This window comes from Paenibacillus sp. FSL R5-0713 (genome assembly GCF_037973325.1).
Taxonomy (GTDB): domain Bacteria; phylum Bacillota; class Bacilli; order Paenibacillales; family Paenibacillaceae; genus Paenibacillus.
In genome coordinates this window covers 3163858-3183145 of sequence record NZ_CP150229.1, presented here as the reverse complement: position 1 = coordinate 3183145, position 19288 = coordinate 3163858, and the positions used below count along the sequence as shown (strand labels likewise).

Here is a 19288-nt window from a genome sequence, read left to right as displayed (position 1 = left end):
CACTATTACAAATTTAGCTACTCGTTCAACGCGGTTTTGATCAGGGCGTTTACCCGTGAATTGAACAACAGACCGATATGGGATACAAGGGAAACAGAAATGTTGTTCGCCCCGTTCAACCGGGACAGTGCCGGGGACACGATCGTATCACTGGTGGAATAGATCGAAGTCACCTTTATTCCACTCGGAGCTGTAGTAGTGGTCAATCGATTAGCCCCTCCCAGGGTAATTAATTTGTCCACTTTGGAAGCGCCGTCACGATTAATTATGTAATACAGACTATTTGCTCCGCCCATGCTATGCGCTACAATGTTAACTTTTGTGTGACCTGTTTGTTGCAGTACATCATCTACAAAACGACTGATGGCTGCGGAGTTCAATAATTGGTTTCCTTGTTTGCTAGGGAGGTCAATCGCGAATAGTTCATCTCTCGTCCACCCTTGGCTACGCAAATAACTCTCAATCGCTGTAAAATTGCTATCTGAACCGGTCAGTCCGTGTACCAATACAATGGGTGTACGTGCAGTAGCTCCAGAAGCCTTTGAACTTGAGCCCATCCCAGGTACCGATATGGCGAGAATCATGCTCATGAATACAACAAGTATTAATTTAGTCTTTTTCACTTCATTCACTCTCCTGTAAAATGATTTATATTCCATATATTACAAGCTAACATATGGAATATAAATGAACCTTTAGTCTCATTTTTACAGGATTATCCAAACGCACTACAACGATTTGATTCCATTTTATCCAGATCTAATTCTCAGCCTTTTATTTATCCTTCAACAATATCTGCACGCAGATCCGTTGCAATCTCCATCATTTTGGGGACAATTGCCTCGTTAGAAATAGCCACATAGATATCGCCCATGTACAAACGAAAAGCAATCTGTGTTCCCTCAAGATCCCACATAAAAAAATCCCCATCGATGGACATGGTGCTCTCTGCTCCGACAATATGAAGAACCGGTGAATAGGTAAATTCGGGCTTCGATTCAAAGTAAAGTTTGCACTCTTCCAGGGAGATGGATTGTTCCGCATTGTTATCTTGTATGGACCGGGTAATTCGAAAACGCTGATTCATTGAGATGCCTCCACCAATTTATATATTTTTCATGTTCTACAGCACTATATTTTCTCATTTCCATCTTCCACTGTCAAAACCATACATGCTCAATTCTCCGAATTCATATATACTGAATACAGTGCACAACGAATTTCTACAATCAGGAGGAGTCAAATCAATATGTTAAAAACAGAATTCATTGATGTACTATCTATAGTCTCACATAAATTATATGATTCGGCTGCTAATGTTATGGACACGGCAAGCAGGTTAATTCCAGCAAATACGTTTTGTATTGCCCAGTTGGATCACCTGTCCACCAAAGTTCTGAACGTATATAATCGTGACAAACTAATTCTGGGTGAGGGACTAGTCGTTGAAAACGCCGAGTCATACTGTGCGCTTGTGACAGAACATATCCAAGGCCCGTTGGTGATAAATAATAATCTTACTCATCCTTTAACCAAACATATGGATGCTACAGAATTCGTAGGCGGTTGTTCATTTGTAGGGGTACCTATACATAATGAGAACGGAGAGATTTACGGCTCCCTCTGCTCATTTGATCAGGATTTCTATTCCTATCAGCAAAGGGACGTGGATCTGCTTCTCTCCTTGTCTTCATTTTTCACAAGTCTTCTTGAGATGGAAACGACGCTGCAGCAGTTAAAACAAGCGGAAGAAACCGCTGCAAAAGTACTTGAAGAAAAGAACAATTTATTGGCAGTGCTCAGCCACGAAATCCGTACACCAATGAATGGTGTTCTTGCGATGGCCAATCTGTTACAATCTACCCGGCTAAATGACGACCAGTCGTTATATGTTAATGTCATTGAGTCTAGTGGCACAAGTCTTCTATCGATGATGGATCAGATTCTCGATTATTCGAAAGCTGAGGCTGGTGCGATCTCTTTGGAGATCAATCCCTATAGTGTCACTGAAACAGTAGATCATGTATTACAATTATTCTCTTCTGAAGCACAGAAAAAAGGAATTTGTTTGTACGCAGAATACAACATCAATGATCATGTGATGCTAATGGGTGATCAACACAAAGTTCGTCAGATTCTAATTAATCTCGTTGGGAATGCGCTTAAATTCACGGAGAAAGGTGAAGTATGTATCTCTGCTCAAGTATCTGCTGATAAAAAAGGGCTTCTGCATGCAACCTACGAAATACAGGATACGGGCATCGGCATCCCACAGGATTGTCAGGATCTGTTGTTCAAATCCTACTCTCAGATTCATGGTAATTCAGGGAAGTATGGCGGAACGGGATTGGGCCTGTCCATCTGTAAACAGCTTGCTGAATTTATGGGTGGCGTGGTATGGCTTAAAGATTCCAGTGATTTGGGCAGTCAGTTTGTCTTTAATATTTCCAGCATTGCCCCACCGTCCATGCGAATATCCCGATGAGGAATATATTATTCTATCTGGAACAGATAGGAGGTATATTCATTGACGCAATTTCTAGATGCACGGACATCACAGAATGCCGCCTTGTTTAATTCCATTTCCATACCGATTCCAGTGATCCTTACACCAGAATTATTTGGCCAGATTGGTCTCATAACTGCTGGAGCCGGAACCAATCTAAGAGTTTCATTAAAAGGAACCATCACGGTGCAATTGCCGCGTGCACTTTTTGTAGTGAGGATTACTGTTGTACGAGGTACAATCGCAACCGATCCAATCGTGTACTCGGGAAACCACACCTATGGTCTAGATGGTCTGCTTAACCCAGAGGTGATTGTCTTCGCTACCACTGACTATAACCCCCCGCTCATGCCCCAATTAACCTACACCGCGTTTATCAGTACAAACCTGCTCGGTACAACACGGGTCGGACCTGAGAATTTCGAAGGATTTGTTGTTTCAGATTAAAAACACGTATAACCCCATGCCTCTAAGCTTTTTCCCATTAGAGGTATGGGGTTATTTAGGCCCCTCTCTTTCAATTGAAAACTGGTTTTTTGTTCTTTCTTCTGCAGTTTTCGGACTCTTATATTGGAACGATATGAAAATTTTGTTATGCTACATATGCTAGATTACTAGATTTTGTTATCAAATATGATTCTATTATTATGTAAGAAGTAGGAGGAAACAAACGATGCTTATTAAACGTGCAGGAAAAATTGCTGCGGTTACGGTGATTGCTCTCTCTATCATCGGGAGTACCCCAAATATCGGTGGAGCCTATGCTGCCCCAGCCATCTCGGTTCAATTGGATGATGTCCCCCTGAAATTTGATGCAGCTCCTCGTATTGAGAAAGGTGTCACGTACGTTCCGTTTAGAACGGTTGGAGAAGCCCTTGGTATCGATATTACCTGGAATAGCAAATCACAAACTGTAAAAGCGACGCAAATTGTGAAAGGACAAGCAACAGAAGTACTGCTTCAAGTGGGTAGTACTACAGCGACCGTAAACGGGAAGAAGGTTACTCTTCCTGCAGCACCCGTTCAGCGGGAGGGACGCGTGCTCATTCCACTAAGTTCATTCAGTAACCAATTCGGTGTACAAGTAAGCTGGAATCAGGCAACCAAGACGGTCTCCCTCGTATCTCCACAACGCGAGATGCACCTGAGGGCCTTCTATGCATTACAATCCTTTCAAGAAAAGGATCTTATTCCTTCCATGAATTCTGTAGCATTTGGTTGGAGCCGCATTGATCGCGAAGGTCAGTTTACACTTCAGGGGGATGAGTACCGTCTTCCTGCTGCTTCGGGTGATATTACGCCGCAGTCCATCGTTGCTGACGCGGCAGATCAGCAGATCCAACCGCAGCTTATGGTATATGCCTTGGATGGAAACGGCGAACTGACCAAAGTATTGAGTAACGCTGAGTTGCGGCAAAAATCAATTGAAGGCATAAGTGCTGCTGTCACAGAGCATGGTTTTGGCGGAGTTGTTCTGGATTTTGAAGGACTCGGTTTTAAACTGGATGCAGTAGAACAACAGAAGCTGCTCAATGCTTACGTGAAGCAATTAAAGAGTTCCTTGTCCCAGGATACATCCTTATCACTAGCGGTCCCACCTCTAAATAGTGCTTATAAGGGTTATGATTACAAGACACTTGCCTCTATTGCAGATGATCTTATTATTATGGCCTATCAGTATAATCCGGTTGGCACCAAATCTCAGGTACCTGAGCCAAATAGTCTTGTAAATCAGGCGATTCAATTAGCTATAGAGGCCGGTGTTCCGAAGAGTAAACTTCTGCTCGGGATCAGTTTAAGCAGTGAAACGCCCTCCTCGGTAGATGACAAGCTCGGTCTTGCCAAACGTTATGACCTCAAAGGAGCCGCGTTCTGGCGTCTGGGTCTGTTCCGTTCCTACAATACAAAAATGGAAGATGCCGTGAACGCTTCAGTAATCAAAGAATAGACATCTTTGAGCTGATGCAGCTCACTTCAAACAACAGAAGGACCTCATCTATGGTACGTAAAGACGTGGTCCTTCTGTTTCCATATTTTCACTTCATTAATTTATCCACGCTTCCGAATACAAGCTTCATAACCTGAGTAGGACCAGGAAAACGGGGCTGAAAGAGAAGGATGATCCCAATAATGGTCGCCACTGCAGTAATCCCCGCACTCACTATTCTGGCTCGCTTCTCTTTGCTACTCTTCCACTCTCCATACATTATCGCAGCCGCCAGCATCAAAATTCCAAGGATTGAGCCTATTTTCATACAATCACCTCATTCTCTATAACAGGAGCGATCTCTGTTCAATTTTCGTCCTCATCAGGAATCCCCTGCGGGCCTGTAGATTTCCCGGTACGTACTACATGTGCATCCACTTTGACTTCCACGTCCAATTCAGGATAGATGGTTTCCCAGTTCTTCTCCTGCTTCTTCCATTGGTTCGGATAATATCTGCGGAATTCAACAGCAAATTTGAAGAAATCGGTACGCAACTCCTTCTGGGCCATCTCTAAAGCATCATGAGCCAGTGTTGTAAGCTTAGCTGACCATTCCTGTTCCAATTTAGATAACACAGCGGGATCAGTCAGATCGGCCTCCGTCGTATTTAACACCACTTCTCCCCGGGTTTGGATGTCGACCTTCATACTCCACTGTTGATTTACAATCCGAGGTTTCAAGACCGTTTGGATTTCAATGGGTTGGATCGAAAAAGAACCTTTTAACGGCTTAAATTCAACAGGCATGATAATGTTGTTCAGTTCTTTTGCAAGTAATAGTACACCTACGCTTAGTGGTTCTTTGACCGTCTTGACGTAGCGATCCTCCTTATACAAGCTCAAACCTTTTACATATGGGGTGGTTGTCAGTTTATCCTGATCGGGCTCCGGGGGTAAGATTAACATGCGAGACAAGATGACCGAGCTGCCTGGACCTTCGATCGATTTACCTAGTTCAAGAGCGGTAATCCGTGTACCCAGTTTCAGATTGGCCATCTCACGCAGCGATTCTGCAGAACTTCGCTCCAGAGGATCAAGCAAGGCAAGGATATCTTTTGCCGCCCTTTCGCTGGAAAAGACATATGCATGCTCCCTAAACTGGGGATAACGCAGGAAGAAATCGATGTACTCGCGGATACCGCGTTTACCGGCTTGCTCACTAATGATGATGACTTCGCAGTGGCCCCAGAACATATTCCGGGGAACCTTACGTTGTAACCGATTCAATGCCTCAGCAATTGTAAGTCCTTCCGCTGTTCGAATCATCGTAACCCCGCTTGGACTGCCTCCGCTTCCACTGCTATCTCCTGCACTGGCCTTTCGCGGAATGAAAATCTGTGAAGTCAGTTGCACTTTGCCATCTTCGTAATCTATACCTGTAGCCAGCACAATAGCCAAATCGTTAATCTCAATGCGATCCCAGCATCCACTTAAAAGTACACAACACAATATTGGCATTAGTAGTACTCTATATATTCGCAAGTGCTCCTCCCCCATCAATCAGGTGTTCGCTTGATTCTTTCGAAAATGTGCCCACCCTTTCTTCAGCCATGCGACACCGTAGATCATAGCCGGAAGGATTAATAAAATGCTGATCGTATACAAATTAGCTGAAGGGCCAATCAGACTGGATGTACCTGATCCGCCGGACACAACCCAGTAGGCATAAACCATGCATAGAAACGAAAGCGGCACAACGACGGGTTTGTAATCCTTCAAACCGAACCATTCTGCTGTGGATGTCGCAAAAATATAAAGAAAAACAGAAATCTTGACGAAGATTCCAAAAATCCAAACCGCAATAATCAGGGATTCAATATGTTGCAGAAAGTCTGCAATGGTTATGTATCTTGCGGCAATCATAACCGGATATACAAAGCTATCCGTCAGATCTCCAATTAAAAAAAGGCAAAACAGATTGATTACCGTCATTGCGGTTGTCGTTAGTATAAGGGAACCCAACATAACTCGTGTTGTGCGTTTTCTACGATTGACATAAGGAAGCAAGAAGGCAATTACGATGTATTCACTAAACCATGCAGCAGGAGCAAGGGCTCCTTTAATGCTAGGTAGCGGTCCGTTCTCCATGAAAGGGAATAATTCCGCTGGAGTCAGTTCCCCGATCAATAGAATGAAGATTAGACTAAGCAACACGATAAGCAGGGTCACAAAGATTTGAGAAGTGCGTCCAACTACTTCGATTCCTAGTCTGACATTCAGCGCACACACCGCAACCATCGTCCCCATTACAACGAATAGCGGAGTCCGCGGAAGTGCATTGTTAACGATGAATTCACCGTACGTCCGTATAATCAAGCCCGTCAAATGGGGCAAAAAAATGATATACACCAATCCTATTAATTTTCCAGAGATACGTCCCGCAATCGATACACTCGATTGAATGAGCGTTTTTCCGGGGTACAGGCGATCCAATCCGATAGAGATCGCTACCGCTGCAAAACCAATAAGGGAGCCTATAATTGGAGAGAGCCACATGTCATGACCTGCATAATGCATAGTAATTCCAGGAACAGACAAGATGGCTGTTGCGAGAATGGCAGGAAAGATCATGAATGCCAATTGAGTCTCTGATATTTTTCCTTTGTCAGTTAACATGTGTAATCCCTCTCCCTTGATTGCTTGAGTATGAATTGTTCTAATCCGGTTTGTTCCTTGGTGCTGGACGCCACCATACATCCTTGAGTTCCTTGCTCATCGTAGGGGCTACTGGTGACAGATAAGGTGTTCCGAATGAACGAAGACTGCTCAGATGAATGACAACCAGGATGACTCCCAACATGACACCTGTGAGTCCCAGCGTTCCCGCCAGAAACATCATAGGAAAACGCAGTAATCGGGTCGCGATGCTGGCAGCGTAACGAGGGATCATGAAAGAAGCGATACCGGTTATCGCAACAATGATAATCATGGGGGCTGACACAATTCCGGCACTCGTCGCCGCTTGACCAATAATTAAAGCTCCCACGATACTGACTGCAGATCCGACCTGCTTCGGCAATCGGACGCCCGCCTCCCGCAGTGCTTCAAAGGCGATTTCCATAATGAGCGCTTCCACCAGTGCAGGAAAAGGGATCTCTTCTCTCGCCCGCGCAATACTGAGAAGCAATACGGTCGGAATCATCTCCTGATGAAACGTCGTAATTGCTACATAAGCGGATGGGAGCAGCATGGATAACACAAAAAAAATGTATCGCAGCCAGCGTACAAAAACACTCATAAACACATTTTGATAATAATCTTCGGGGGATTGTAACATGGAAAAGATGGTCACTGGCGCAATAAGAGTGAAAGGCGTTCCGTCCACAAAAATAGCAAAGCGACCTTCCAGCAAGTTGGAAGCGACAACATCCGGACGCTCCGTCGCAATCATCTGTGGAAATGGGGAGTACCGCTGATCGACAATGCCTTCTTCAATGTACTGACTCTCCAGTACGTCACGAAGTTTTAAATCCGAAAGTCGTGTCTTCACTTCCTTTACCAGCTTGGGGTCGATAATTCCCTCCATGTATACAAGTGAAATACTGGTGTTGGTACGATCTCCCATATTACGTGTATGAAGCTTCAATGCAGGTGTCTTAAGACGTTTGCGCAGAAGAGATACATTCATCGTTAACGATTCTGTGAATCCATCCCGTGCACCGCGCACGGTCGATTCAGCTAACGGTTCCTCGGTTGAACGATTTTCAGCTTTGTATAGAGGGTATGTAGTTCCAATCATTGAACCTTCCAGTAGTAACAAAGCTTCCCCCTCTAATATCGCCTGCACCGCCTGAGTAGTTGTTTCAACACTTTTAACTGAAGCCAGGGGAACCTGCGCAGCTTCAATCCCCATTTCCTGAAGGGGGGTTAGAACTTGTCTCTCCAGCCGCTCTGTATCGCATAAACCCACACAATATACACATAGTGCTGAAGTATGGCATGCGGTTTGGAATGTATGAAACATAACATCCGAGCAACCTGCAAAAACGGAGCTTAACATTTCCTGATCAATAGCAAGATGTCCGGTTAACGGCAGGTTCTGTTGTGTTATCTGTGATGTGTCCATACCGCCCTCCCCTTTCTGCGCATGCTCGTCCAGATATTCTCAGTTAAAGGTATCCTTTACTTATACGTTGGTATATATACGCAAAATATTGAATCGCAAAAGAGCCGCCCTCTTGAGCGACCCTGATGATATAGAATGCTGTTCATGCCTATGAATACGGATATCTTCTCTTTGCTATACCCTATTTTCTAATTATCACTATCCTTTTACAGCACCCAAAGCAACACTTCCGATAATCTGTTTGGAAAACACAGAGAATACAACAATAATAGGCAGGATTGAGATTGCTACACCCAAGTATAAGAGCCCATAATCCATCCCATAGTAACCCTGCACTAACGCAACTAGTACTGGAAGGGGGTATTTATCCAGGGAGAAAAACAGTACAAGCGGTGTTAGAAAATTATTCCACGACCCAATAAACGTGAAGATGCCAAGGGCGGAGATGGCCGGCCCCAGAATAGGCAATACAATCTGATTGAACGTCCGGAACTCACCGGCACTGTCCACACGTGCAGATTCAATAATCTCATCCGGGATACTGCTCTCCATGAACTGTTTGATAAAGAATACATTAAACGCGTTAGCCGCAGCCGGCAAAATAATCGCGGCATAGCTGTCCAGAAGCCCCAACATACTGAATAGGCGATATACCCCAATCAGGGCCAGCTGACCCGGCACCATCATGGTTGCTAACAGAAACAGGAACAACCAGTTGCGCCCTTTGAATTTGAATTTGGCAAAACCGTATGCGGTCAAAGCACCAATATACAGAGATAATACAGTTGATGATCCTGCAATGAAAATACTGTTGGCAAACCCACGCCAAATGTTAATTTTGGATACCATGTTCATATAATTATCCACCAAAAACGATCCGGGAAGAAAGGTGAATGTTGAAGCAATCGTTGCATTGTTATGTGTTGAATAGATGAGCATCAGATAAAATGGAATAATGCACAGCACGGCAAGACCAATCAATAACAGATAGATGATGATCTTGCCTGCCGTCAGTCGCCTTGTGGTGGCATATTGCTGAATCGCTGCATTTGGTTGTTCAACTGATTTTGCAGTTTGCATGAGAACTCCCCTCCCTATGAACGGCTCTTCCGCTTGGTCATGATGAAGGATGCAACGGACAACAGTATGATGATAATAAACAGACAAAATGCGATTGCAGCGCCGTACCCAAAACGAGTGCTCTGAAATGCGACATTATAGAGATACATAATGCTTGTCATGGCTGCCCGGTCAGGACCACCATTGCCATTGGTTAATGTAAATGGTTGATCAAAAATCTGAATGCCACCAATAATGGAGGTAATCATCTGAAACAGAATAATTGGACGGAGCATTGGCACGATAATATGAATGAAAATATGTTTCTTTTTCGCTCCATCCATCTGCGCAGCCTCCAATAACGACGGGTCTATCCCCTGGAGACCTGCGAGGTAGATGACCATGGAATAGCCAAAGTATTGGAAAAAGAGAATCGAGGACACAATCAGACGCATAAACCAGGGATCATTTTTCCAGTTAATTGGATCTTGTATGATGCCAGTTTGCACCAAAAAATGATTCAGTCCTCCGGATTGCCAGTCAAAGATCAGGCTGACAAGCAGCCCGAGTGATGCAGCCGTTACGATATTCGGGAAAAAGTATACGGCTCTGAAAAAATCCCGTCCTCTGAGTAGCTTATCATTCAGGATAAAGGCCAACACCAGGGAAATCGTCAGCTGTGGAACGACAGATACGCCCCAGATGAATAATGTATTAAACAAGGTTTTGTAGAACAACGGATCTTGTAGTACAGCCACGTAGTTACCGATTCCTACAAAGTCAGGCGTCGTGATGCCATCAAAGTTGGTGAAACTGATATAGAGCGAATATAAAATGGGATAAAGCCCAAAAATGGTGAAAATAATAAAGAACGGAGCAATGAAATAGTAGCCGTAATGGTCCTTGCGAATCGTTTTGGCAAACATGTTCTATCCCCCCAGTTATCATCGGATGTGTGATGTGTATAACCATCGCTTACTTCGAGGACGTGTCTGAAAACTCCGAAGAAGGTTTTCAGACCGTCCTAAGCTATTCCACTTCCAGCTCCGGAAATCTCAAGGTGACATCACGTTTGATTCGCTTTACAACTTCTTCCTTGGTCTGAATGTCCTTATTGAGATACAACTGGAGTACATTCTTGTAGATATCGTTGTTAATAATCGCATCATATTTGGTGCGTTCGTATACAGGAACCCGTTTCGCAGCCTCTGAGAAAAATTCGAAATGCTTCTGTCCTCCCATATAGGACGATGAGAGAGACGGAGCAAGTTCATCATTCACAACCATGTTGCTCGTGAAATAATCCTGCTCTTTCGCGAGCTCCGACAGAAAATCATGGTTAAAGTTATAGAACTCGATAAACTTCCAGGCGAGATCTTTTTTGTCACTTTTACTATACATCCCTATATAAGTTCCGCCTGCACTAAACGCTGACGGTCCCTGCGCCAATCCCCACAAGCCTTCGGTATCCGGGGCATTTGCCTTGAACGTAAATTGCAGGGCCCAGGTTGCCCCGGGATAGAACATGACCTCTCCTTTTTGCATGGATGCAGCGTAACCGGCACTTCCATCATCATACTCGGCAAGTACTTTCCGCTCACGTGCTTCACGTACAAGATCGAGTACTTTCAAGTAGGTTGGGTCGATGACAAGTTTGCCTTCCTTCACCCAAGGTATACCATCATATGAATTCGATATCGCATTCCAATTCGCCAATGCATGTACTTTATTCCCGCTAAGTTGCTGCACCTTCTCTCCAATCTCGAAAATCTTCTCCCATGTATCGATCTGTGAACCCACCTTCTCAGGGTCATCGGTACCTAAGTATTCCTTTGCCAAATCCCGACGGTAATAGATGCCCCCTGGTGTTCCCTGGTAACCTATCGCTCTGACATTTCCTTCACTGTCCTTTTCATTGGCCTGCACAAAAGCATATTGTTCCTGAATAAGTTCATTGGCGTTATACGGCGAAGCTGATAGATTCTCCAGATATGGAACGTCAATCAGTTCTCGAATATTCGCATTTTCAATCATAAATACATCCGGAGCCTTCGAGGTCGTCTGTAGCGCAGATTTCAGCTTGGTGATATAGAAATTACCGGGGATGTTGACAAAGTTCACTTTGATGTCAGGATATTGCTGTTCGAATTTCTCGATGGCATATCCTGCTTCATCCGTAAAACTCCACACGGTAATCTCCTGTTGCTTGCTTTGATTGGATGGACTGAACTGACAACCAGCTAACAACAGTGCTGCACATACAAATACAATTGTTGGCTTAAACCACTTCTTCATAGGCCCCCTCCTTCAAAAAGGAAACGCTTACAATTTATTAGAGTATATTGATTTTGGAGAGGGCTTTCTCCACAAATATTGTGCATTACCCTCCATATTTTGTGATATTCGTACGATGTTTTTTACGAAATTCGGAGGGTGTGCAGTCATTATATTTTTTAAAAAGACGGTTATAGGAGTTTACATTGTTGAACCCATGCCCGATCGCAATCTCCAGAATGGTATCCTGACGGAACAATAAGGCCCACTCTGATTTGATAATTCGAAAATGATTCAAGTATTCCATCAGTGTTACGCCCTTGATCTCTTTGAACAGCTTGCAGACATGGAACTTGCTGAACTTAATATGTTCCGCCACCTGTTCCAGCTTGATTGGTTCAGCATAGTGCTCCTCCAGATATTCACAAACTGATTCAAGGAATTCAAATTTTTTGGAGGAAGTACAGGGCCATCCTGAAGATGTTGATTCATCGGTGGTAACCGGTACAATTGTACGTAGTAAAAGTATGATGAGATCATATAATCTGGATACCATTAACCATCGATATCCCGGCTTCTGGTTTTTCTTCTCGGTAATGATGACATCTATATAATGAGCCAGTTTGCTCTGACTTCCCGTGTTCGAGGGAATAACTGTTGTTTTGTTAAAAAGTTGTCCGAGATCCTGAATTTCAGCTTCGGTCGTGAAACTTCCCGTTAACAATTCGAGTCGGAACAAAATAATGGTTAGCTGTTCAGTCCCTGGAAAAAAGCAGTGCACATCCCCTGGCTTGATCAGCAGCACATCCCCTTTTTCCAACTCACAAACGTGGTCGTTCACGCCAATTCTGGCGCTCTTACCATTGACAAGAATCAGTTCAACCTCATCATGCCAGTGTGCGGCATAATTGAATTGATTTCCTGTGTGAATTACCCGAATGGGAAAACCTTCCTGCATATGACCTGTCTCCAGAAACGTAGGTACGCCCATCGTATCACCCTCCATTTATTTCCAAAGCAAAAAAACTCCTCGTCTTTATATTATGCATTCATGGCTACTCTCCTTTCTTTTTAAGTATTTAAAATTCTATAGAATGAAAAAAACTCCTCAACTCAGGTTGAGGAGTCGAACAGAATCGCGTTCCACGCATTGGATGTCCAGTGTATACAACGTCTCAACTACCTCTCCATTCAGCAATTGAAAGAGAACATGACCTGCAAGCTGACCTGCATCCCTCTTTGGCTGACGAAAGGTGGTTAGTGGTGGATTCATGTACTGTGATGCAGGTATATTGTCAAAGCCGATCACGGATAACTGCTCGGGAATTGAAATATCATGCTCTCTGAAGGCTTCCATGCCGCCGATCGCCATTTCATCATTTGCAAAGAAAACCGCGGAGGGCAACTCTCCTTCAAGCAGTTTCTTGGCTGCAACGTAGCCATCTTGCTTCATGTATTGTCCGCCAATTTTCCACTCGGGATTCTCTTCAATGCCTGCCTCCTTCAAGGCTTTCAAATAACCCTGATAACGATGGAGATTACATTCCGATTGTGACGGACCACTGATATAAGCTATTGTCCGGTGGCCTTTATCGATCAGATAACGGGTTGCCAGGTATCCGCCTTGCGTATCACTCATCAAAACCTTTACAATATGTTGAGCATCCAGATCCCGATCCATGACAACAATTGGAAATCCGGCTTCAGATGCTTCAATCAGCAATTGATCTTGAATATTCTGAGCGATAACAATAGCTCCATCAATTCTTCTTTCTCGGATGTAACGATGGGCTGTTGATTTCTCTCCACCCAACGAACTACATACGATCATATCGTATCCATGACTCATGACGACAGTTTCTATTCCGTTCACCAAATCCGAGAAATACGGACTGGACATGTCATGGACAATAATACCAATGGTTTGTGTACTATTTCGTTTTAGTTCAGATGCAGGACCATGCCTAACGTAATTAAGTTGGCTCGCTGCCTCAAGTACTCGGAGTCTTGTTGGCTCACTTACATTCCCTTTATCGTTGAGTACACAAGATACGGTTGAACTGGCTACTCCCGCCATCTTGGCTACATCTTTAATCGTTATCATCATATATACTCCTCAAAGACAGTTTCATCTGTTTATTTCATTATGTCGGTAACACAGCATAACACCGGCGTGTTCACTAGCATTTTAACACGTCAGTCCAGTCATGTCTCTTTCCAAGACATCGACTACGAAAAACATATTAAAGAAACCGAGGTGCCTTCATGAGATTCAGTGAATATGTAATAGGTCAGCGCTACGAAACCACATCCTTGGCATTGTCCAAGAACGATATTATGGAGTTTGCCACGATCTATGATCCACAGTACATGCATTTGGATGAGGAGAAAGCCAAGCAAGGCCGTTTTGGCAGCATCATTGCTTCTGGCATGCAAACGATGAATATCTCCTTTAAATTATGGATTGAGGTCGGGGTCTATGGAGAACATGTCGTGGCGGGAACCGGAATGAATAACATTCAATTTCTGAAGCCGGTCTTTCCGGATGATGAACTTCATGTCATTGCAGAAGTTATTGGACTAACGCCCCGACGAAAAGGTAATGGGATTGTTACCGTGCTGCTGAGTACTTTTAATCAGAAGAATCAAAAGGTTTTTCAGGCAGAATTAAGTGCATTAATTGATAATTAAGGGCTGTGAAAGGCCAAAAAGAAGCCGCCCATTGGCGACTTCTCATGGATTATTGTATTTTACTTTTTATGCAATATTAAGCGTTGTAGCCCTTCAATACCTGCCCCAAAATATCTACACCCTTGATAATCTGTTCGTCTGACGGGGTTGAGAAATTAAGTCTGATGGCATTACAAGGGTCTTGCTCGTTCACCAGGAATGCATTTCCCGGTACAACCGCAACCCCTTGAGCTGCCGCTGTCTTGGCATAATCAAGCATCGGCACATGTGCTGGCAGGTCACACCAGAGGAACAGTCCACCATCCGGTTGAGTGTAGTTAACGGACTCACCCATATGCTCTTGCAGCTTGTCCATCATCAATGTAGCTTTTCTCCGATATACCTCACGAATGCTGTTAATGTGCCCCGCGTAATCATATTCTGTCATGAACTTGTATGCCAGAATCTGTGGAAGCATGGCGGTATGTACGTCTTCTCCCTGTTTGGCAACAACCATCTTCTCCACCACTTCATGTGGCGCTTGTACAAAACCGACACGTAGTCCCGCCGACAAAATTTTGGAGAATGATCCAACATAGATGACCAGACCCTCATCATCCATAGACTTGATGGTTGGCACATCGTCTCCGTTGAATCGAAGTTCTCCGTACGGATTATCTTCCAAAATCATAACGCCATACTTCTTAGCCAACTCGTATATAGCCTTACGTTTCGCTAGACTTGTCGTTACACCAGTAGGATTCTGAAAACTTGGGATCACATAGATCATTTTCACATTGGGCTCCGTTTGTAGCGCCTGTTCCAGCTTCTCGATATCCATGCCGTCCATCTCCATCGGAACACCCGCAAGCTTCGCACCGGATGCCCGGAAGGAGTTGAGTGAACCAATAAAGCTCGGACTCTCACAGATAATCGTGTCCCCTTCATTACAGAACACTTTACAGGCAAGCTCAATCCCCTGCTGCGCTCCAGATACAATGAACAATTGATCGGATGACTTACCGGTATCAAAACCTGTCTTCAAATGTTGCGTCAATGCTTCCCTGAGGGGAACATATCCTTCTGTAATTCCATATTGCAGAGCCGTGACCGGGTCTTGCTCCAGAATGGTTTGGGTGAACGTGCGAATCGCTTCAATAGGAAAAGTTTCCGGTGCGGGGTTTCCCGCAGAAAATGGAATCACATTTTGTCCCGAGGAAGCTTTCAGAATCTCGCGAATAATGGATGGTTGCAGTGCTGCGATACGATTGGAAAATGAATAGTTCATCTTAAATAGTGCCTCCCGACATTTCATCTGACTTAGTTCTCTATCGTTACATTAGATTCTATTATACGAGCATTTGCCGAATTTCCAAACTGTCTCCACAAAATTATATGTATACACCAAAAAAGAGGCCGCCGTCAGCAACCTCTTTCGCATCAGTATTGAGCAAAGTTTCAATGAATTAGCGCGCTGCGTTCATCTCGGATAACCGTGTGGCCTTCACGACATAAGCAGCTAAACCGGGGATCATCCGAGCCAGACCAGGATAGAATTTATTGGTTTTGGCAAAAGCCAGCTTTTGAATTCTTCTTGCGCGTCTGAGCAATTGGGTGAATTCACGGCTTGCTTCCAGCGTGTAATTACTCTGCCAATCGGCATGTTCAATGTCGCCTTGCAGGTACTTGTCGGTCCACCTTGCACACAGGAGTGAGGAGCGAAGGGCAATGGACATCCCGTCTCCACATAAAGGCGGGATCATCAGCATGGCATCTCCAATATGCGGATATTGAGACCAAGGTTCAGGAACATTGGACAAATGCAGAGGAGCAATCGACACTTGCGTTCCGTCTACAGGTTTTCCTTCGGCTAAACGGGCTGCCAAACTCACGTTCTTCAGGGATGCAGCCTGTAAAATATCGTTTACAGACTTGCCACTTCCCTGTACGGTATCCAGTGTCAACAATGCGGCGACATTCACATTGCCATTTTCAATGGGAGAAATCCCCACATAACCACCCTCGCAAAAATATAACTCGACCCGTGCAGGAATCTCAATTCCGCTGAAGTGGGATTTAACCCCAACATATACGGTATGGTCTCGCAGATCAGGTGCGGAAGCCATCCCACGCGGCTTCTTGGTACCATGTGCTCCGATGACGGCTTTGGCTCTGTAGCTCATCCGCTCATCTCCCTGTTTCACCTGAACCTCATAACTGGCATCCTCAAGCTGCTCAATACTCGTTACGGTCGCTTTGGTAACAATCTGGGCTCCGGCCGCCAGAGCCTTCTGATGCAAAATCTGGTCCAGCTCATATCGACTTATGCCATATGCAAATCCCGGCAGTGGTGCTTCGATCACTCCACCTTGTGGCATAACGATTTTGGCATGATCCATGGTGCTGGGTTTCTTCGTCTGGTCCAGAAGGTGAATGTCCAGAACCTCCAGCATTTCCTTGGTTTCGGGTGACATGAACTCACCACAGGTTTTGTGTCGAGGGAACTCTTGGCGATCCAGCAAAAGGGTTCGATGACCTTTTCCTGCCAGTTGCATTGCACACGTACTACCGGCAATCCCGGCTCCGATGACAATCACATCTATCGAATTCGTCACGTCAGATCACCTGCCCTTTGTGGGAATAACAACAGAGTAACGGAACAAAGGCTTCCATTCATAAGTCATCGTATCATGATTTAGCCGTTGTTTAAGTTCCTTCCAATCCCTGCCTGTAAAGCCTTTGGCTACGGACAGAGGGCCATCATGACGAATGTACCGATTGCGCGAGATCATTCGTGTTGTAATCCAGACGGCTTTATAGGACACGGAATGGCGGTGAATATCGTTAATGACGACACCATATCTCGATGCTCGCAGCATATGAGAAACCATATCAACCAGCATATCTCCGTCAAAATGATGCACAAACTGGGAACCTGTCACAATATCTGCTGACGCATCCGGCAGTTGTGTAAGATCGGCACGTTGTACCCTGACTCGGGGTTCGTCACGGAATAGTTGTCTTGCTTCCTCACACGCCTCTTCCGTCAAATCAACCAATGTAATTTCCAACTGAATGCCCTGACGGTCCGCCCATTGTAGCAGTTTCTGGTTCACATCCCCTGAACCTGCCCCCACATCCAGAAGAGACAGTTTATCTGGCCTGCCGACAGAGTTCCATAACTTCTCTACACCAGCAAGCGTTGGGCCGGGTGCCGCGAATATTTTGTTAAGACGCCTCAGATGTCTGAGTGCTTCACGCAGCTCCTCCCCTCCCATAGAGAAGTCATCCATCAGTTCCTCTTCCTTGGCCCGTATGGACAATGTTCTAAAGAAGGACATGATCGTGCTCCTCCATCACTGAAGAGAATGAGGGTACATAAGTGAATTTCATCAACTCCGCAGTAAGTCCCGGTCCAAATGCCATGGCTACACCATCTGTGGAGGATTGACCCTGTACCTTCATGTCCTCACGCATCGCATTCAGTACAAACAGGATCGTGTTGGAAGACAGGTTACCATACGTTCTAAGGATCTGCCTGCTGTACTTTGTTTGTTCATCTCTTAACTTCATTACATTCTGCACAGTGTCCACAATCCCGCGTCCTCCCGGATGAATGGCCCACAGTTCAGGAAGCTCCTCACTTGGCAATAAGAGACGAAGTTCCTCTTCCAGATGAACACCAAGCAACTTCGGAATACGAGGGGATAGATACAGGTCATACCCCAGATTCCCAACCTCCCAGGTCATATCTTCAGTTGAATCTGGAAGAAGCACAGAATAACCCGTTCCTAGACTCAGAACATTCTTGTGCTGAGGTTCTGGTGTGCCCACTATGCAAGAAGAAGCTGCATCTCCGAAGAATGAAGCCGCAAATAGCGCTTCCCGATCTTGCACCGGCTGAAAATGTATTGTGCACAACTCTACACAGACAATAAGTACCTGTGATCCTGGAGCACCCTGCACGACATCTCGTGCCATCTGAATGGCTTTCAACCCTGCGGCACAGCCCTGAAAGATCAACGGCAGTCGGTTAACACGGTCAGACAGTCCCAAGTGACGGATGAGCATAACATCAAGACCTGGCAGATATTGACCGGTGCAACTGACGGTGATGATATGCGTGATGCTCTTGGGAGATACACCTGAATCCGAGAGGGCTTTCTCTGCCGCCTCGATTCCGAGCGGAAGCGCCTCTCGCTTGTAAGTATTCATTCTTTCTTCAGTTGTCGGGATGTCAGATCTCTCACCAGAGGGCAGATAACGGCATTCTTCCAGTGAGCCCAGATAACTCGGTTCTACGGTATATCGAGTTTCAACACCACAGGACTTGAATATTCGCCTGGCAAACCGGGCCAAATCCGGCCGATCCTGAAGAGAAGAAGCAATTAGTTCCGCAATATCTGACTGCGCTACGGGGTGAGCAGGGAGAGCCGTTCCCATGCCAAGAATGGCGATATCGGATGGACTGTTGTATTGGTTCATAATAAACCTCCTGGTATTGGTTATTATTTCCTCTAATTAACACTCTTACCCTTAACGATATCGTTATAATCTCAAGACGGCTCCTAATCCAGTTTATTAACACATCTGCAAGATCAGAAGCTTGGTTTCACCAAGCAATTGAGCAATCACGCCAATGAACTCAAAAAAAGCCGCCATTAGGCGACTTTAAGGTAACTTTTATACAACTTGCTCAAATGATATCTAACCACTTCCCAGTTCT

General features: G+C 44.9%; 19 protein-coding genes. 4 read left to right on the top strand and 15 right to left on the bottom strand.

Annotated features, from left to right (window positions below; genetic code table 11):
- Positions 1–17 precede the first annotated feature (17 nt).
- Positions 18–590 carry an alpha/beta fold hydrolase gene (locus MKZ12_RS14315; protein ID WP_339261414.1) on the bottom strand — a complete coding sequence of 191 codons (573 nt, stop codon included), beginning with the start codon at positions 588–590 and terminating at the stop codon, positions 18–20.
- A gap of 188 nt (positions 591–778) precedes the next feature.
- Positions 779–1087, bottom strand: coding sequence for a hypothetical protein (locus MKZ12_RS14310; protein WP_339242523.1), 309 nt, complete (start codon positions 1085–1087; stop codon positions 779–781).
- A gap of 162 nt (positions 1088–1249) precedes the next feature.
- Between MKZ12_RS14310 and MKZ12_RS14305 the strand changes: the two genes are divergently transcribed.
- From MKZ12_RS14305 to MKZ12_RS14295, 3 genes are all read left to right on the top strand, one after another.
- The gene (locus tag MKZ12_RS14305) at positions 1250–2485 is read left to right on the top strand and encodes an ATP-binding protein (RefSeq protein ID WP_339261051.1); all 1236 of its coding nucleotides are present in this window, start codon (positions 1250–1252) and stop codon (positions 2483–2485) included.
- Between the two features lie 42 nt (positions 2486–2527).
- Entirely contained in the window at positions 2528–2953 is a 426-nt protein-coding gene (locus tag MKZ12_RS14300) for a hypothetical protein (RefSeq protein WP_339242519.1), read from the top strand.
- 226 nt (positions 2954–3179) lie between these two features.
- On the top strand, positions 3180–4454 hold the full coding sequence (locus MKZ12_RS14295) for a stalk domain-containing protein (RefSeq protein WP_339261049.1): 1275 nt from the start codon (positions 3180–3182) through the stop codon (positions 4452–4454).
- Positions 4455–4542: 88 nt separating this feature from the next.
- On the opposite strand, the gene MKZ12_RS14290 is transcribed toward MKZ12_RS14295, so the two are convergent.
- The 9 genes from MKZ12_RS14290 to MKZ12_RS14250 all read right to left on the bottom strand — a co-directional run bounded on the left by MKZ12_RS14290 (position 4543) and on the right by MKZ12_RS14250 (position 13999).
- Entirely contained in the window at positions 4543–4761 is a 219-nt protein-coding gene (locus MKZ12_RS14290) for a hypothetical protein (protein ID WP_339261047.1), read from the bottom strand.
- A 38-nt stretch (positions 4762–4799) separates the two neighbouring features.
- Positions 4800–5975: a Ger(x)C family spore germination protein gene (locus MKZ12_RS14285; RefSeq protein WP_339242515.1), complete on the bottom strand. Its 1176-nt coding sequence runs from the start codon at positions 5973–5975 to the stop codon at positions 4800–4802.
- A gap of 18 nt (positions 5976–5993) precedes the next feature.
- A complete protein-coding gene (locus MKZ12_RS14280; protein WP_339261045.1) occupies positions 5994–7109 on the bottom strand; it encodes an endospore germination permease in 1116 nt (371 codons plus the stop codon).
- A gap of 40 nt (positions 7110–7149) precedes the next feature.
- Entirely contained in the window at positions 7150–8559 is a 1410-nt protein-coding gene (locus tag MKZ12_RS14275; RefSeq protein ID WP_339242512.1) for a spore germination protein, read from the bottom strand.
- 198 nt (positions 8560–8757) lie between these two features.
- Entirely contained in the window at positions 8758–9639 is an 882-nt protein-coding gene (locus tag MKZ12_RS14270) for a carbohydrate ABC transporter permease (RefSeq protein ID WP_091016464.1), read from the bottom strand.
- A gap of 14 nt (positions 9640–9653) precedes the next feature.
- Entirely contained in the window at positions 9654–10544 is an 891-nt protein-coding gene (locus tag MKZ12_RS14265) for a sugar ABC transporter permease (protein WP_339242510.1), read from the bottom strand.
- A gap of 103 nt (positions 10545–10647) precedes the next feature.
- A complete protein-coding gene (locus tag MKZ12_RS14260) occupies positions 10648–11913 on the bottom strand; it encodes an extracellular solute-binding protein (protein WP_339261044.1) in 1266 nt (421 codons plus the stop codon).
- A gap of 85 nt (positions 11914–11998) precedes the next feature.
- On the bottom strand, positions 11999–12883 hold the full coding sequence (locus tag MKZ12_RS14255) for an AraC family transcriptional regulator (protein ID WP_339242507.1): 885 nt from the start codon (positions 12881–12883) through the stop codon (positions 11999–12001).
- Between the two features lie 117 nt (positions 12884–13000).
- A complete protein-coding gene (locus MKZ12_RS14250) occupies positions 13001–13999 on the bottom strand; it encodes a LacI family DNA-binding transcriptional regulator (protein ID WP_339261043.1) in 999 nt (332 codons plus the stop codon).
- Between the two features lie 158 nt (positions 14000–14157).
- Between MKZ12_RS14250 and MKZ12_RS14245 the strand changes: the two genes are divergently transcribed.
- Positions 14158–14583: a MaoC family dehydratase gene (locus MKZ12_RS14245; protein ID WP_339242503.1), complete on the top strand. Its 426-nt coding sequence runs from the start codon at positions 14158–14160 to the stop codon at positions 14581–14583.
- A gap of 76 nt (positions 14584–14659) precedes the next feature.
- Here the strand turns inward: MKZ12_RS14245 and MKZ12_RS14240 are convergent, their stop codons facing one another.
- From MKZ12_RS14240 to MKZ12_RS14225, 4 genes are all read right to left on the bottom strand, one after another.
- Positions 14660–15850, bottom strand: coding sequence for a PLP-dependent aminotransferase family protein (locus MKZ12_RS14240; RefSeq protein WP_339261042.1), 1191 nt, complete (start codon positions 15848–15850; stop codon positions 14660–14662).
- 178 nt (positions 15851–16028) lie between these two features.
- Complete coding sequence (locus MKZ12_RS14235; protein ID WP_339261040.1) at positions 16029–17177, bottom strand: NAD(P)/FAD-dependent oxidoreductase; 1149 nt, start codon at positions 17175–17177, stop codon at positions 16029–16031.
- Positions 17178–17183: 6 nt separating this feature from the next.
- Positions 17184–17903: a methyltransferase domain-containing protein gene (locus tag MKZ12_RS14230; RefSeq protein WP_339261039.1), complete on the bottom strand. Its 720-nt coding sequence runs from the start codon at positions 17901–17903 to the stop codon at positions 17184–17186.
- The gene (locus MKZ12_RS14225; protein ID WP_339261037.1) at positions 17890–19047 is read right to left on the bottom strand and encodes a type III polyketide synthase; all 1158 of its coding nucleotides are present in this window, start codon (positions 19045–19047) and stop codon (positions 17890–17892) included. The genes MKZ12_RS14230 and MKZ12_RS14225 overlap by 14 nt, the downstream gene beginning before the upstream one ends.
- Positions 19048–19288: the final 241 nt, after the last annotated feature.

Coding starts and splice junctions, on each gene's coding strand:
- MKZ12_RS14290 (WP_339261047.1), bottom strand. CDS start 4,761: ATGAAAATAGGCTCAATCCTTGGAATTTTGATGCTGGCGGCTGCGATA.
- MKZ12_RS14260 (WP_339261044.1), bottom strand. CDS start 11,913: ATGAAGAAGTGGTTTAAGCCAACAATTGTATTTGTATGTGCAGCACTG.
- MKZ12_RS14310 (WP_339242523.1), bottom strand. CDS start 1,087: ATGAATCAGCGTTTTCGAATTACCCGGTCCATACAAGATAACAATGCG.
- MKZ12_RS14265 (WP_339242510.1), bottom strand. CDS start 10,544: ATGTTTGCCAAAACGATTCGCAAGGACCATTACGGCTACTATTTCATT.
- MKZ12_RS14275 (WP_339242512.1), bottom strand. CDS start 8,559: ATGGACACATCACAGATAACACAACAGAACCTGCCGTTAACCGGACAT.
- MKZ12_RS14245 (WP_339242503.1), top strand. CDS start 14,158: ATGAGATTCAGTGAATATGTAATAGGTCAGCGCTACGAAACCACATCC.
- MKZ12_RS14255 (WP_339242507.1), bottom strand. CDS start 12,883: ATGGGCGTACCTACGTTTCTGGAGACAGGTCATATGCAGGAAGGTTTT.
- MKZ12_RS14250 (WP_339261043.1), bottom strand. CDS start 13,999: ATGATGATAACGATTAAAGATGTAGCCAAGATGGCGGGAGTAGCCAGT.
- MKZ12_RS14305 (WP_339261051.1), top strand. CDS start 1,250: ATGTTAAAAACAGAATTCATTGATGTACTATCTATAGTCTCACATAAA.
- MKZ12_RS14225 (WP_339261037.1), bottom strand. CDS start 19,047: ATGAACCAATACAACAGTCCATCCGATATCGCCATTCTTGGCATGGGA.
- MKZ12_RS14270 (WP_091016464.1), bottom strand. CDS start 9,639: ATGCAAACTGCAAAATCAGTTGAACAACCAAATGCAGCGATTCAGCAA.
- MKZ12_RS14315 (WP_339261414.1), bottom strand. CDS start 590: ATGAGCATGATTCTCGCCATATCGGTACCTGGGATGGGCTCAAGTTCA.
- MKZ12_RS14230 (WP_339261039.1), bottom strand. CDS start 17,903: ATGTCCTTCTTTAGAACATTGTCCATACGGGCCAAGGAAGAGGAACTG.
- MKZ12_RS14240 (WP_339261042.1), bottom strand. CDS start 15,850: ATGAACTATTCATTTTCCAATCGTATCGCAGCACTGCAACCATCCATT.
- MKZ12_RS14295 (WP_339261049.1), top strand. CDS start 3,180: ATGCTTATTAAACGTGCAGGAAAAATTGCTGCGGTTACGGTGATTGCT.
- MKZ12_RS14280 (WP_339261045.1), bottom strand. CDS start 7,109: ATGTTAACTGACAAAGGAAAAATATCAGAGACTCAATTGGCATTCATG.